The organism is Bradyrhizobium commune (assembly GCF_015624505.1).
GTDB classification, from domain to species: domain Bacteria; phylum Pseudomonadota; class Alphaproteobacteria; order Rhizobiales; family Xanthobacteraceae; genus Bradyrhizobium; species Bradyrhizobium commune.
Genome location: NZ_CP061379.1, coordinates 3,348,670 through 3,361,773 on the forward strand (window position 1 = coordinate 3,348,670; position 13,104 = coordinate 3,361,773).

The window sequence follows — 13,104 nt, forward strand, 5'->3', positions numbered from 1 at the left end:
CAAAATCAGCGCGAATTGCAGATGCCGGCACGCCTGCCGTGCCCACGAGGGAGAACAACAATGCCCCTGTTGCAGGTCCTGCGTCCGACATTGCCGATCCTGATCGGCGCCTCGATCATGCTGACGCTGAGCATGGGGTTGCGGCAGTCGCTCGGCATCTTCATGCAGCCGCTGACGCATGACATCCACATTTCGATCTCGGATTTCACGCTGGCGCTGGCGGTGCAAAACCTCGCCTGGGGCTTTCTCCAGCCGCTCGCAGGCGCAATGACGGTGCGCTACGGCTTTCGCCCGATCATGATCGTCGGCTCACTGATGTACATCGTGGGCCTCATTCTGATGGCGATGGCCAACGGCCTCGTCAGCATCATGATCGGCGCCGGCGTGCTGATCGGCACCTCGCTTGCCTGCACCGCGGCCGCGATCGCGATGTCGGTGGCGGCGCGGGCGGTGCCGGCGACGGTACGCTCCACCGTGCTCGGCATTGTCTCCGGCGCCGGCTCGCTCGGCGCGCTGCTGTCGGCGCCGATCGGGCAGATGCTCAACGAAGGCTTTGGCTGGCGCATCGGACTTGCCGGCTTCGTCGTGATGTCGGTGCTGATGATCCCCGCAGCCTGGTATGCCGGCCGCGTCGACAAAATCCCTCTGCCGAAGCCGGCCGCCGACGACATTGGCGATGCCACGGCTGCGTCGGTGGCGACCGCGGCATTCGGCAATGCCTCCTTCGTGGTGATGACCTGCGCCTATCTGGTCTGCGGCATGCAGCTCGTGTTCCTGACCACGCATCTGCCGTCTTATCTCGCGATCTGCGGCCTCGATCCAATGCTGAGCGCGCAGACGCTCGGCATGATCGGCGGCTTCAACGTGCTGGGCTCGCTGTTCTTCGGCTGGGCCGGCCAGCGCTGGAACAAGCTGGCGCTGCTCGGCGGCATCTACATCCTGCGCTCGCTCGCGCTCGCCTGGTATTTCATGTTGCCGGCGACGCCGTTCTCGACGCTGCTGTTCGGCGCCATCATGGGCTTCCTCTGGATGGGCGTCGGCCCGCTGGTCGCCGGCGCCGTCGCCGAGATGTTCGGGCTGCGCTGGCAGGCGATGATCCAGGGCCTCGCCTTCATGAGCCACCAGATCGGCAGCTTCCTCGGCGCCTATGGAGGAGGGGTGATCTACGACTCGCTCGGGTCCTACAACATGGCCTGGCGCATCGGCGTGGCGCTGGGCTTGGCCGGCGGCATCATCCAGGTCGCGTTCGCGCTGATCCGGCCGTCGCAGCCACCGGTGCTGAAGGCGGCGTAGGGCTTTGTCGTTATGAGCGTCCGCTCAGGAGTCTGGAGCGAACGCCGCGGAGCTTGGTCGCATTTGACACCCCTTGCGGACACGCAACGAGGTCACAACGGGAAGCGGGATAGCGGCCGGTGTTGTCGCTGATGCCAAAATAATAGCGTGTCACTGCGGCGGCTTTCCGATTTGGCACCGTTTCAACATCGGCGCCGATCAGCTGTTCCTGACGAAGAGGGCGGCGCCAGATCCAGTTCGAGGCTGTAACGGACAGTGCCCCTGCCGCTTAGTCCCTCTAGCCTGCGGGCCCGGAGGTCTGCGGAAGCGGCGGCTTGCGCTCCGGAAGCTTCTTCTTCGGAGGCGCAGGCAGCAAACCTTCCCTGATCGCCTGTTTGCGGGCGAGCTTGCGGGCCCGGCGAATAGCTTCGGACTTCTCGCGCGTTTTTCTCTCCGAAGGCTTCTCATAGGCGCGCCGCTGTTTCATCTCGCGAAAGACGCCTTCGCGTTGCATCTTCTTTTTCAGAACGCGAAGCGCCTGGTCGACGTTGTTGTCGCGGACAAGAACCTGCATTGAAACTCCTCGCTGGGCTGCGAAAGGGGGCGATCCTGCACGCAGCCAATTGCGCAGGAGATTTTTTGCGAATGGGAGAATGAGAGCAACCGCGCATCTCTTCGCCGGCCTCGAACGAGCAGGTTTGCCCATCGCGGCGATGCGGTTCAGTGGAGGCGACGTGACCACCGCTGCCAGTCTAAGTCAATCGATAAAGACCGTCGCGCGCCGACATCTCATCTGGAACTGCCCCCCGGCCGGCGCTGGGAACGTCGCGCCGAAAACAAACTGGCTTTCTTCCTTGCAAAAAACCGAAAGGTATGTATATTGAGCCTATTCGATTAGCCGCTGTGCCTTGTTGAACGTGCCCGCGGGCTCCTTTTCCAAAGACATCGACGAAGTTGAAATCACCGCGTGATTACCGCGCGGTACGCGCTTGCGCGCTTTGGAGATGAAAATGACGACAGGTACCGTGAAGTGGTTCAACGGCCAAAAGGGCTTTGGATTCATCCAGCCGAACGATGGCAGCAGCGATGTGTTCGTTCACATCAGTGCGGTCGAACGCGCTGGTCTTTCGGGTCTCGCCGAGGGCCAGAAGGTCAATTACGAGCTCAAGACCGACAAGATGCGGGGCAAAGTCAGCGCAGAGAACCTCTCGCTGGCCTGATCTCGTAGCGCCGTTTCACGGATGTACTGGAACGGCAATACTGCCCGCTCGATCCCCCGGATTGAGCGGGTTTCGTCTGTTGCGGAACGGGGTGAAGGATGAGCGCCAGGAAATCGGCAGAACCGTCGCCTGCAGCGATGGCACGCGCCGATCGTCAGCGGCTGGCCGCCGAAGAAGGCGTGCGGGCGATCGCGGATGTCGAACGGCAGGCGATCGAGGTCCGAAAGAACATGGCGCGACTGCGCGAGTTGCGCGAGGCCAAGGAAGTCGCCGACGCGGCACTTGCACTGAGCCTGCCGTCACCGGCCCCAAAGAAACGGACAAGGAAGTCGCCGCGATAGCCGGCGTCAATGCCGTCGATGGATTGTCGAGCACCGAGTCACGAGCCGGAGAGTGTTGATCGTGCCCAGAGCAAAGTCCGACGGAAGCGGAACGATTACCTTCACCCTCGCGATCGGCGCGGCGCGACAGATATGCCGACTTACAACGACGTTTCAAACCGACAAGCAGGCCTTCAGCTATCTTCACAAATATCGGACGGAGTTCGAGCGGATCGCGCGAGCGCGGCTTGCTTCGGGCGAACTTGAAGACGGGATCGTCGTGCTCTCGATGCTCTAATCTGAGGCGGAGCGCGCCGACAGCGTCGATAAGCCGAGCGGGCCGCCCTTCGCGCGCCTCAATCAGGCAGGCAGCAGCGAAGCCCGATGCTGCCTCGATCGCCATGCGGACGCCATGCCATCGAGTTCGCGCCGAACGTCGTCCAAGACGCTGGTCCAGTCGCCTCGCTTCGGTTGCCTGAACAGCCGCATCGACCGATACCATGGGCTGTCGCTGCGGTTGAGCAGCCAGCGCCAATCCGGGTTGAAGGGCAATAGCGTCCAGACTGGAGCGCCGAGCGCACCGGCGAGGTGAACGACGCTGGTGTCGACCGAGATCACCAGATCGAGACAGCCCATCAGTGCCGCCGTTTCGCTGAAATCCGTCAGATGCTCGGTCAGATCGACGATGTCAGGACGTTCGCTGAGGAACGCCCGGTCCTGGTCCCGGACACCTTTTTGCAGGCTGATCCACCGGACGTCGCAATCGAGCAGAGGCGCAAGCGTGTGGAGCGCGATCGATCGATTGTGATCGTTCTTGTGATTTGGATTTCCCGACCAGACGAGGCCGACGCGGAAGCGATTGCGGGGGCCGAGCCGGTTCTCCCACGCCTGCACGCGCGTCGTTGAGGGCGCAGGCACGTAGCCCTGCGCAAACGGGATCGTATCGAGCCGCGTCCCGAACGCCAATGGCAGGGTCCCAAGGGGACAGTGCAGGTCGAAAGCCGGCGGCTTCGCAGGCGATCGGCCGATGCACTTTTCAATGCCGGTGATGCCACCCAAGAGCTGCTGGATCGGCGGCTCGACCTCCAGGATGATTTTGGCTCCGAGCGCCGCCACCATGGGCACATAGCGCGCGAACTGAATGGCATCGCCCAATCCCTCGTCGGAGTGAAGCAAGATGGTCTTGTCTGCGATCGGCTGGTCGCCAAGCCAAAGGCGTTGGGAAAAGCCGCGATCGACCAGACCGACGGAAGGAAGCCGCCAACGCGCTTCGCGCGCAAGCCAGCCTCCGTCAAAATCTCCGGTCAGGAGCTGAAGCGTCGCCAGGTAAAACAGCGTCTGCGCGTCGTTCGGGGCGACCGCCAAGGCTCTGTGAAAGGTCGCGAAAGCGTCATCCAGCAATTGCAGATGCAACAACACCACGCCCTTGTTGTTGAGCACCGCATGAAAATCCGGTCGAAGTTTGAGCGCCCGGTCGAAACAGGCAAAGGCCTGTTCCAGCCGACCCCATTTCCAATGCAGCAGGCCGAGATTGTTGTGCGTCTCTGCGAGGCCGGGGTCGAGTGCAATGGACCGCTCGTAGTCGGCCTCGGCCTCCTCGAGCCGGTTCACCTCCGCGCAGCAAACGCCGCGCATTTGATACAGGGCTGCGGAGTTTGGATTGAGTTCCGCGGCGATATCCAGGCATTTCAGGGCTTCCGCATGCCGGCCGAGCTCGAGCAGCAGCATGCCGCAGTTTTGCGCGGCCTCCCAATATTGCGGATGCAGCTTCAGCGCCTGCTGGAAATGCAGCACGGCCTCGTCCCTGTGCGCGAGTTGCCAGAGCAGATTGCCGAGATGATTCCAGAGGCCGGCATCCTCTGGCTTGAGGATCAAGGCCTTGGCGTAGTGTTGCCGCGCGTCCTCGAGGTGGCCCTGCCGCTCCAGCACCGTGGCGAGACTGAGGAGGTACTCTGCCTTCGGCGCCTGCTTGATGGCGCGTCCGATCCATTCCGCGGCGGCGTCATGCTGCTGCGCCTGAAAACAAAGCACGCCCAACAGATGGAGAGCATCCGCGTGTTGGGCGTCCAACGTCAGCGCTTGCCGGCAACACAGCTCGGCCTCGGCAATCCGGCCGGATTGAAAATGGGCGAAGCCGGCCTGGCAGAGCGCCGCCGGTGTGACCTTTCCGGATTGCTTGGCCGCGGCCCGGCGCTCTCTGCGATTCATGAACGGCTGGAAATGATCCGAAGTGGCGACCAGTCCAGCACGCCTGCCTTGTGCGGGGCTGTTGCAGACCGGCGCCCTGTGGGGCGCCGGTCACCACGCCGTGACGTTCACCTTGCCGGGACAGGCCGCGGAAGGCGCAGGCCCCGGGACAAGGCCGGGCGGCGCGAGGCCGGCAGCCTGTTCGGAAGCTTTCCGAAATAGGAGAGGGTCTGTGTCATCACGCCTCTGACCGCCGGTTCGACCTTCGCAGAGATGAACCAGCAGACCGGGACAAGCAGACCAAGTTGGATCCACAGGGCCGCGGTGGCATCCAGGCCGGCATCGACCAGGAAATGAATGATCGCGGAGCCGGTGATGTTGTGCAGGAGATAGAACGGATAGGTGATGAGGCCGAGGGTTCTCCAATAGGCCGGAGCCTCAGGAGAAGCGATGCCCGCAGCGCGCCTGTTCCTGCTTCTGTTTGCGATAAAGGCAATCAGGAGCACCGCAGCCGCCCAGACCGCGATCGGCACAAGAGCCGATTGATCCGCGATCGCGGGGATGCTGGTCAGAAAGAACGAGGCGAAGAAGTAGATTTCCGCGGCGCCCGAAAGACAGGTGATGGCAACGGCGACCTGCTCGAGCGCCGTCAATTTCCTGTTCGCGGAAATGAACAGCCAGATGCCCAGCGCAAAGAAGCAGCCATGGGTCAGCAGGAATGCCGCGGCCGGCACCCGAAACATCAGAATGATGAGATAAGGCAAGTCGTCCGGCGTCGTGCATGACAGGATCAGCAACGCGATCGCGTTAAAGATGGCGCTGTAGATGGTGAGACCCCAGGCGAGGTGACGCAAGGTGACCTTCTTGGTGTGCATCGCGCAGAACACGAGGCCATAAAACGCCGTCTCGGCTGCCAGCGTCCAGTAGACGCCATCGAGCCACTGACCGGTGACTCCCTTGGGAACCATCAGCATGGCGTGGATGTAGGGCACAATGAATTGGGACGCGGATCCGCTGCCGAAAATGAGCAGAACAAGCAGGCTCGTGGTGGCGCAGACCCAGACCGCCGGATAAAGCCGGAGCGCGCGACCCAGAAGAAATTCGCCCGGCGAAGATTTGCACGCGGAATTCGCGATGACGAAGCCGGAGATCACGAAGAAGATTTCAACGCCGACCCAGCCGAACCATGTGAAGGGCGCGGCGGAGGGGTAGATGACATCGGCAGCCACGTAGCGCTCGAAACCGGGGACGCCGATCGACACCCAGGCCCAGGACCAGAACATCTGGTGAAAAATGGCGACACCGAGAGCCGTCGCGAAGCGCAGCGGATCGAGCAGGGGAAAATGGTTTTTCACGGGAAAATTCCAAAGTCATGAAACGATCCCGCAGGTGATATTGAAGGCCGTCACGAAGCTCTTTGAGGAACGTCACACTTCTCCGGGCGGCGACGAAATACGTAAATTTTGGAATGGGTTAGCGTGCCGTGCTGTGTGACGTAAGGCGCGTTATCGCAGTCACGGTGCCAGCTCATCCTGATCCGCGGTCGCGCTCCGAAGGCGGCGCGGGAATCGTCCGCATCTGCCCAATCGCTGGGCGAGACGCCGCTGCGTGAAGCAGCGTGCGCTTGACGTGCCGCACAGCAGCAAACGAGAATCGAAGCGCGTTCAGCAGGTTGATCGCGCCGCGTCGATGGTGCGAATCTTGCTTGTTTTTGATCAGGACTTGGAATCGTCTCTGACGTTTTCCGATCTGGCGACAAGGGAAAGGCCGATAAGCCATGAGGCTGGTCGCTGCCAGTCTCCAGCCATCGACGCTCGACGACCTCATCGCGCCGAGACGCGATCATTGTGTCCCGAGGCATCGTATCCCGAGACGTCGTATCCCTAGAAATTCTGTCCCGAACATCCGAGCTGATCGCGCCGGTGCATCGCGCCCGCGCGTTCGTTCGTCTCGTCGGTTTCAAGCAATGCCGGACGACATCTCAGGCGACTTGGGAGGATGATGATGGAAGCAAGAACATCCACGCGCCAAAGGCTCGCGACGCTGGTGGTCGCGCTGTTGGGAATTGCACTTCTCTACCTTGCGCTGGGCGACGTTGCGCTCGCGGAGGACGCGGGCCCGCCGGCTTGCGGCGGCAAGATCCTGGAGAAGTGCACGCCCAATTCCGGCGACACCGCCTGGATGCTGACCTCCGTCGCGCTGGTGCTGATGATGACGGTGCCGGGGCTCGGGCTGTTCTATGGCGGCATGGTGCGCAAGAAGAACGTGGGCGACACCGTGATGACGAGCTTTGCGGTGACGTGCCTCGTTACCATCCTGTTCGCGATCCTGACCTACAGCCTGGCCTTCCGCGCCGGAACGCCGTTCATCGGCGGGCTGGACCGCATGTTCCTGAAGGACATCCTCAGCGATATCGGCAAGGGCGGGATCGGCAATCCCAATCCGCTCGCGGCGACGATTCCGGAAAGCGTCTACATCTGCTTCCAGATGACGTTCGCGATCATCACGCCGGCGCTGATCGCCGGCGCCTTCGCCGAGCGGATGAAGTTTTCCGCGATGCTCTGGTTCATCGGCCTGTGGGCGATCTTCGTCTATGCGCCGATCGCGCATTGGGTCTGGGGCCCCGACGGCATCTTCTCCGCCGGCAACGACGCCGCCTGGGTCAAGGTGCTCGATTTCGCCGGCGGAACCGTCGTGCACATCAATGCCGGCGTGGCGGGCCTGATGTGCGCCATCATGCTCGGCAAGCGCAAGGAGACCGGACCGGCGCACAACATGGTGCTGACCTTCATCGGCGCCTCGCTGCTGTGGGTCGGCTGGTTCGGCTTCAACGCGGGCTCGGCGGTGACGGCAGGCATGCAGGCCGGCATGGCGATGCTGGTGACGCAGATCGCGACCGCGGTCGCGGCATTCACCTGGATGCTGGTCGAGTGGGCGCTGAAGGGCAAGCCGACCGTCGTCGGCCTCTGCTCGGGCGCGGTCGCGGGCCTCGTCGCGATCACACCCGCGTCCGGCTTCGTCGGCCCGGTCGGCGCCTTCGTGATCGGCATCGCAGCCGGCGTCATGTGCTACTGGGGATGCACCGGGCTGAAGGCGATGTTCAGCTATGACGACGCGCTCGATTGCTTCGGCGTCCATGCCCTCGGCGGCATCGTCGGCGCACTGCTCACCGGCGTCTTCGCCGTCGAGCAATATGGCGGCACCGCGGGCGCGCTGGAGGGAAATCCCGGCCAGTTCGTCAACCAGTGCATCGGTGTTGCCACGGTCTTCGTCTACGACGCCGTCGTCAGCCTGATCATCCTGTATGTGGTCAAGCTGTTCGTCGGTTTGCGGGTCTCGGAGGATATGGAGCGCGACGGCCTCGACCTCGCACTGCATGGCGAGGTCGTGCACTGAACGGCCGACAACAACGTTGAACGAATCCGGCCACCCGCGCCGACCTTGCGGGTGCGCCGGCACGGGAGAGGGAACGATGACTGAAATTTTTGCGCAAGGTGACCTGCTGATCGAGCGGGTAGGAGATGTAGCGCCATCGGGAACGCTCGCCGAGACTGCCGAGGGTGTTCCGCTGGTGCTGCTGGAGGGGGAGGCGACCGGACATTGTCATGCGATCGGCGAGCGCACGACGCTGTTCCGTGACGACGATCTGGCGCGCGACATTCCGGCCGGGCTCTATCTCGGGCATCTCAGGGTTGCCTCGGCCTATGCGCGGGTGACGCATGAGGAGCACGCGCCGCTGACGCTGCCGCGCGGCACCTACCGCGTGCGCCGCCAGCGCGAACTCGGCCCGCGGGATGCGCGCGTCCTTGCCGATTGAACGGGCGCTCACGGCGGAGCAGCGGAGCGCGCTCGGTGATTTTCGGGCGCGGTGGGCTGCGATCCGGCGCGCGACCGCGCCGGCCGATCGCAGCGCCGCCGAGGAGGCCGTGCGGCTTGCCTATCAAGCCGCGGGGCTTGCGTCGCCAGCGCGGATCGTCTGGTGCCACGGTCCGATGGCGCTGGCCAAGCTTGCCGGCCGGATCTCGCGCGACGACGGCCGCAACCTTCGCGCCCGCCTCGTCGACGATGTGCATCGCGACGTTGCCGCGTCGGTTGCGGCGCGGATCTCCCGGAGAATGCTTGCGGCCGTCGAGAGCGCAGTCAATCCCGACGACCCGCTCGCCGCCGCGGCGACCGAGGCGGTGACACGGAACGTTCCGGAGAAAAACCTGTCGGTGCTGGGCCAGCTTCGCCGCAACGGCCTGTCGTGGTCGGGGCTCCTGGAGGCGCTGGTTGCTCCCCGCAGCTTTGCGTCCTGTACGGCAGGCCCGCAAGATCTGTCGTGGCTCGGCGCTTTCGATTATGTCCGCGAGCTGCTTGGCCTGCGCGCGGAGACGGAGCCGCTGCGCGGCCTGATGCAGCTCGCAACCAGCGTCGGCTGGCTGCAACCCCATGAGCACATCTGCTGGCTCGCGGAGCGGCCGAACCTGCTGTGCGGTGACGCGCGTGACCGGCTGCATCACCCAAGCGGCCCGGCGCTGCGCTATCCCGATGGCTGGTCGATCTGGGCTTGGCGCGGGGTGGAGGTGCCCCGCTGGATCATCGCGCACAAGGACCGGATTACGCTTGCCGCGATCGACGCAGAGATCGACGTCCAGGTGCGCCGCTGCATGATCGAGATCATGACGCCGGAACGCTACGTCGCGCTCGGAGGCGCCACCCGCATCGCCGAGGACGAGACCGGCGTGCTGTGGCGGCGGAACTGGCTCGCAGCCGACGCCTGGGCCGCGGTGGAGGTCGTCAACGCCACGCCCGAGCCGGACGGCACGCGCCGGCATTTCTTCCTCCAGGTGCCGGCCAATCTGCGCACCGCGCGCGAAGCGGTCGCATGGACCTACGGCCTGCGGGCCGAGGCCTATGCGGGCCTCGTGATGAGGACGTAAGCTGTCTGGTCAGCTGCGGTAATAGCGCCACATCCGCAGGAAGGTGCGATGGATCGTGTCGGGCGGCTGATCGAACGGCTCGACATTGATCCGCACCATGTTGGTGTGGCTCATCCGCCAGGGCAGGCGCATCAGCCAGCGCCAGGACGGCTGCTTGCGCCAGTCGACCACCAGCGCGCTCGAGAGTGGCACGTTCAAGACGATCTGGAGCTCATGCACCGTCATGGCGCGCTCGGCGATCTCGACGAGATCGATGCGCTCGATGGCGCGCCACCGGATCAGGCCGAAGGCCTGGATGAAGAGGCCGTATTGGTTGGCGCCGATGGTCGGCCGGCCGGTCTCGAGCAGCGGAATGTTGTAATAGGTGAAGCCGGCGGCGAGCGCTGCGAGCACGAGCCAATAGAGCGCGCCGGTGAGAAACGTGGCGGTGCAGAAGATCGCGGCCAGCGCCGCCGTGACGTAGACCGGGAAATAGGTGTCGTCGCGGCCATAGGCGACCGAATAGCCACCGGCATTGCCCTCGTCGAGCGTCGCGATCATGGCCGCAAAGTTACGACCATCGGCCGCAAAATAAAAACGGGGCCCCAAGGGCCCCGTCAAAGTCCGTAGCGTATCCCGCGATCCTGCTTGATCTTCTTACTTGATCTTGGATTCGCGGAATTCGACGTGCTTGCGCGCGACCGGGTCGTACTTCTTCTTGACCAGCTTGTCGGTCATGGTGCGCGAATTCTTCTTGGCGACGTAGTAGAAGCCGGTGTCAGCCGAGGACACGAGCTTGACCTTGATGGTGACCGCTTTGGCCATGTTCAGGACCTCAAAAATGAAGGGAATCTGGAGCCGGCCAAACGGCCCGCGTTGGCCGGCAACCTAGCCAGAAACCGCCTGATGTCAAGGTTTTAGCGGACCAAAACCACCCAAAACGGTCCCATTACGCCTCGAAGAACCGGTTTTTTGGCCGCGGCAGGCCCAGATTCTCCCGCAAAGTGGCGCCCTCATACTCTTTGCGGAAGATCCCGCGGCGCTGAAGCTCCGGGACCACCTTGTCGACGAAATCGGCGAGGCCGGCAGGCACGAACGGGAACATGATGTTGAAGCCGTCGGAGCCGCGCCCGACCAGCCATTCCTCCATCTGGTCGGCGATGGTCTTGGCGGTGCCGACAAAGGCGAGCCCGCCATAGCCGCCGACGCGCTGGGCGAGCTGACGCACCGTCAGATTGTCGCGCTTGGCGAGGTCGACCATGCGCTGGCGGCCGCTCTTGCTGGCGTTGGTCTCGGGGATCTCGGGGAGAGGGCCGTCCGGATCGAATCCGGAAGCGTCGGTGCCGAGGATGACCGAGAGCGAGGCGATGGCACTGTCGTAATGCACGCGGCTGTCGAGCAGGGCGCGCTTCTCCTTGGCCTCGTCGACACTGTCGCCGACCACGACGAAGGCGCCGGGAAGAATCTTCAGGTGCTCGGGATCGCGGCCGATCTTCTCCATGCGGCCCTTGATGTCGGCATAGAGCTTCTGGCCGTCGGCGAGGCTGCCGCCGCCGGTGAATACCGCTTCTGCCGTCTCGGCCGCGAGCTGCTTGCCATCCTCGGAGGCGCCGGCCTGCACGATCACCGGCCAGCCCTGCACGGGGCGGGCGATGTTGAGCGGGCCGCGCACCTTCAGAAATTGACCGTCGTGGTCGAGCGTGTGCATCTTTGATGGCTCGAAGAACAGCCCGCTCTCGACATCGCGCACGAAGGCGTCGTCGGCGAAGGAATCCCAGAGACCGGTGACGACGTCGTAGAACTCGCGAGCGCGCTTGTAGCGCTCGGCGTGCTCCATGTGGTCGTCGAGGCCGAAGTTCAGCGCCGCATCCGGGTTCGAGGTGGTGACGATGTTCCACCCGGCGCGGCCGCCGCTGAGATGGTCGAGCGAGGCGAAGCGCCGCGCGACGTGATAGGGCGCGTCGAAGGTCGTCGATCCCGTCGCGATCAGGCCGATCCGCTCGGTGACCGCGGACAGCGCCGAGAGCAGCGTGAACGGCTCGAACGAGGTCACGGTGTGGCTGCGCTTCAGCGCATCGATCGGCATGTTCAGGACCGCAAGATGATCGGCCATGAAGAAGGCGTCGAACTTGCCGGCCTCGAGCTTCTGGATCAGCTGCTTGATGTGGCCGAAGTTGAAGTTGGCGTCGGGCCAGGCCCCGGGATAGCGCCAGGCGCCGGTGTGGATCGAGATCGGGCGCATGAACGCGCCAAGCTTGAGTTGCCGTTGTGCCATCGCGCCCTAAGTCCGTTTTGGTTGTCGTTCGGAAAGACATAGGGATGCGGCGGAACTCCGCCATCGGGGAGGACGGGAAGAATCTTTTGTTTTTCGCCGTCAGCTCAGCACAATCCCGTCATTCCGGGCTCGCGCCAAGGGGCGCGCCCCGGAATGACGGAAGGACTCAGCTCAAAATATCCTTCCGCATCTTGCCGCCGTAGAAATGGAAGAACGGCACCGGCGCGTCGTGGCGCAGCGGGCCGGTGGCAAGCCGGGTGTCGAGCTCGTTGAGCACGTTGCGCGTCATCGGATGCAGATCGGCGAGCGGCTTTGAGCCGAGCTCGACCCAGACCAGCTCGACCAGTTCTGCATCCGCATGGATCACGCCCTCGACGCGATGGGTGATCGCGGACGCATCCGCCGTGAAGAAGCGCGTGTCGAACCGTTTAACGCGGCCGGGCGGGGTGATCGCGCGCGCGATCAGGAACAGGCTGGAGGGATCGGGCAGCAGGCCCGCATCCGCGAACGGCTTCCAGGGGCCTTCGAGCCTGGGCACTTTTCCCTCAGCCTTGCGTCCGAGGCAGAGACCGGTCTCCTCGCAGGCTTCCCGGATCGCAGCGATCGCCAGCGATTTGGCGCGCGAGGCCGGCGTCTTCGGACTGCCCTTGGCGAGATTGGCCTCTAACTCCGTGGTGATGGGGGCCGCGACCGAGACGCGATAATCGTCCTTGTCGACACGGCCGCCGGGGAAGACGAATTTGCCGGGCATGAACACCACCTTGTCGTGGCGCTTACCGACCAGCACTTTTGGAACGGTGCCGCTGCGATCGACCAGGATCAGTGTCGCCGCATCCCTCGGGCGGAAATAGGGATGGTGGTCGGCCTCCTTGCCCTCGTGGATCTTTGCCTTCTCGGCTGCCTGCGAAATATCCGTCATGTCCTCACCC

The 13,104-nt window shown here is 63.9% G+C and carries 14 protein-coding genes; 7 read left to right on the forward strand and 7 right to left on the reverse strand.

Annotated elements, in window-relative coordinates; all coding sequences use genetic code 11:
* Positions 1-60 precede the first annotated feature (60 nt).
* Entirely contained in the window at positions 61-1,293 is a 1,233-nt protein-coding gene (locus tag IC761_RS15690) for an MFS transporter (protein WP_195804096.1), read from the forward strand.
* A 277-nt stretch (positions 1,294-1,570) separates the two neighbouring features.
* Here IC761_RS15690 and rpsU read toward each other — a convergent pair whose 3' ends face one another.
* Positions 1,571-1,846: a 30S ribosomal protein S21 gene (rpsU, locus tag IC761_RS15695; RefSeq protein WP_195804668.1), complete on the reverse strand. Its 276-nt coding sequence runs from the start codon at positions 1,844-1,846 to the stop codon at positions 1,571-1,573.
* 436 nt (positions 1,847-2,282) lie between these two features.
* Here rpsU and IC761_RS15700 point away from each other — a divergent pair, with 436 nt between their 5' ends.
* The 3 genes from IC761_RS15700 (at position 2,283) to IC761_RS15710 (ending at position 3,110) form a co-directional block, all read left to right on the forward strand.
* Positions 2,283-2,492: a cold-shock protein gene (locus tag IC761_RS15700; protein ID WP_195804097.1), complete on the forward strand. Its 210-nt coding sequence runs from the start codon at positions 2,283-2,285 to the stop codon at positions 2,490-2,492.
* A gap of 98 nt (positions 2,493-2,590) precedes the next feature.
* Positions 2,591-2,833, forward strand: coding sequence for a transcriptional regulator (locus IC761_RS15705; RefSeq protein WP_195804098.1), 243 nt, complete (start codon positions 2,591-2,593; stop codon positions 2,831-2,833).
* Between the two features lie 61 nt (positions 2,834-2,894).
* Entirely contained in the window at positions 2,895-3,110 is a 216-nt protein-coding gene (locus IC761_RS15710) for a hypothetical protein (protein WP_438265138.1), read from the forward strand.
* Positions 3,111-3,172: 62 nt separating this feature from the next.
* On the opposite strand, the gene IC761_RS15715 is transcribed toward IC761_RS15710, so the two are convergent.
* Entirely contained in the window at positions 3,173-5,020 is a 1,848-nt protein-coding gene (locus tag IC761_RS15715) for a tetratricopeptide repeat protein (RefSeq protein ID WP_195804100.1), read from the reverse strand.
* Between the two features lie 107 nt (positions 5,021-5,127).
* The gene (locus tag IC761_RS15720) at positions 5,128-6,354 is read right to left on the reverse strand and encodes an acyltransferase family protein (protein ID WP_195804101.1); all 1,227 of its coding nucleotides are present in this window, start codon (positions 6,352-6,354) and stop codon (positions 5,128-5,130) included.
* 646 nt (positions 6,355-7,000) lie between these two features.
* Between IC761_RS15720 and IC761_RS15725 the strand changes: the two genes are divergently transcribed.
* The 3 genes from IC761_RS15725 to IC761_RS15735 all read left to right on the forward strand — a co-directional run bounded on the left by IC761_RS15725 (position 7,001) and on the right by IC761_RS15735 (position 9,921).
* On the forward strand, positions 7,001-8,395 hold the full coding sequence (locus IC761_RS15725) for an ammonium transporter (RefSeq protein WP_195804102.1): 1,395 nt from the start codon (positions 7,001-7,003) through the stop codon (positions 8,393-8,395).
* A 76-nt stretch (positions 8,396-8,471) separates the two neighbouring features.
* Positions 8,472-8,816, forward strand: coding sequence for a DUF8820 family protein (locus tag IC761_RS15730; RefSeq protein ID WP_210338535.1), 345 nt, complete (start codon positions 8,472-8,474; stop codon positions 8,814-8,816).
* The gene (locus IC761_RS15735; RefSeq protein WP_195804103.1) at positions 8,806-9,921 is read left to right on the forward strand and encodes a DUF6745 domain-containing protein; all 1,116 of its coding nucleotides are present in this window, start codon (positions 8,806-8,808) and stop codon (positions 9,919-9,921) included. The genes IC761_RS15730 and IC761_RS15735 overlap by 11 nt, the downstream gene beginning before the upstream one ends.
* 9 nt (positions 9,922-9,930) lie before the next feature.
* Here IC761_RS15735 and IC761_RS15740 read toward each other — a convergent pair whose 3' ends face one another.
* The 4 genes from IC761_RS15740 to IC761_RS15755 all read right to left on the reverse strand — a co-directional run bounded on the left by IC761_RS15740 (position 9,931) and on the right by IC761_RS15755 (position 13,094).
* A complete protein-coding gene (locus IC761_RS15740) occupies positions 9,931-10,509 on the reverse strand; it encodes a hypothetical protein (RefSeq protein WP_246791531.1) in 579 nt (192 codons plus the stop codon).
* A 48-nt stretch (positions 10,510-10,557) separates the two neighbouring features.
* Entirely contained in the window at positions 10,558-10,725 is a 168-nt protein-coding gene (rpmG, locus tag IC761_RS15745; protein ID WP_045008041.1) for a 50S ribosomal protein L33, read from the reverse strand.
* Positions 10,726-10,849: 124 nt separating this feature from the next.
* Positions 10,850-12,175, reverse strand: a complete 1,326-nt coding sequence (locus IC761_RS15750) for an LLM class flavin-dependent oxidoreductase (protein WP_195804104.1) — start codon at positions 12,173-12,175, stop codon at positions 10,850-10,852.
* Between the two features lie 166 nt (positions 12,176-12,341).
* Positions 12,342-13,094 (reverse strand): NUDIX hydrolase, encoded by a 753-nt coding sequence (locus IC761_RS15755; protein WP_195804105.1) that lies wholly within the window; start codon positions 13,092-13,094, stop codon positions 12,342-12,344.
* Positions 13,095-13,104 lie beyond the last annotated feature (10 nt).

Bases quoted from the DNA above. Each gene is read 5' to 3' on its own strand.
- rpsU (WP_195804668.1), bottom strand. From the start codon at position 1,846: ATGCAGGTTCTTGTCCGCGACAACAACGTCGACCAGGCGCTTCGCGTT.
- IC761_RS15690 (WP_195804096.1), top strand. From the start codon at position 61: ATGCCCCTGTTGCAGGTCCTGCGTCCGACATTGCCGATCCTGATCGGC.
- IC761_RS15715 (WP_195804100.1), bottom strand. From the start codon at position 5,020: ATGAATCGCAGAGAGCGCCGGGCCGCGGCCAAGCAATCCGGAAAGGTC.
- IC761_RS15700 (WP_195804097.1), top strand. From the start codon at position 2,283: ATGACGACAGGTACCGTGAAGTGGTTCAACGGCCAAAAGGGCTTTGGA.
- rpmG (WP_045008041.1), bottom strand. From the start codon at position 10,725: ATGGCCAAAGCGGTCACCATCAAGGTCAAGCTCGTGTCCTCGGCTGAC.
- IC761_RS15750 (WP_195804104.1), bottom strand. From the start codon at position 12,175: ATGGCACAACGGCAACTCAAGCTTGGCGCGTTCATGCGCCCGATCTCG.
- IC761_RS15730 (WP_210338535.1), top strand. From the start codon at position 8,472: ATGACTGAAATTTTTGCGCAAGGTGACCTGCTGATCGAGCGGGTAGGA.
- IC761_RS15755 (WP_195804105.1), bottom strand. From the start codon at position 13,094: ATGACGGATATTTCGCAGGCAGCCGAGAAGGCAAAGATCCACGAGGGC.
- IC761_RS15725 (WP_195804102.1), top strand. From the start codon at position 7,001: ATGATGGAAGCAAGAACATCCACGCGCCAAAGGCTCGCGACGCTGGTG.
- IC761_RS15705 (WP_195804098.1), top strand. From the start codon at position 2,591: ATGAGCGCCAGGAAATCGGCAGAACCGTCGCCTGCAGCGATGGCACGC.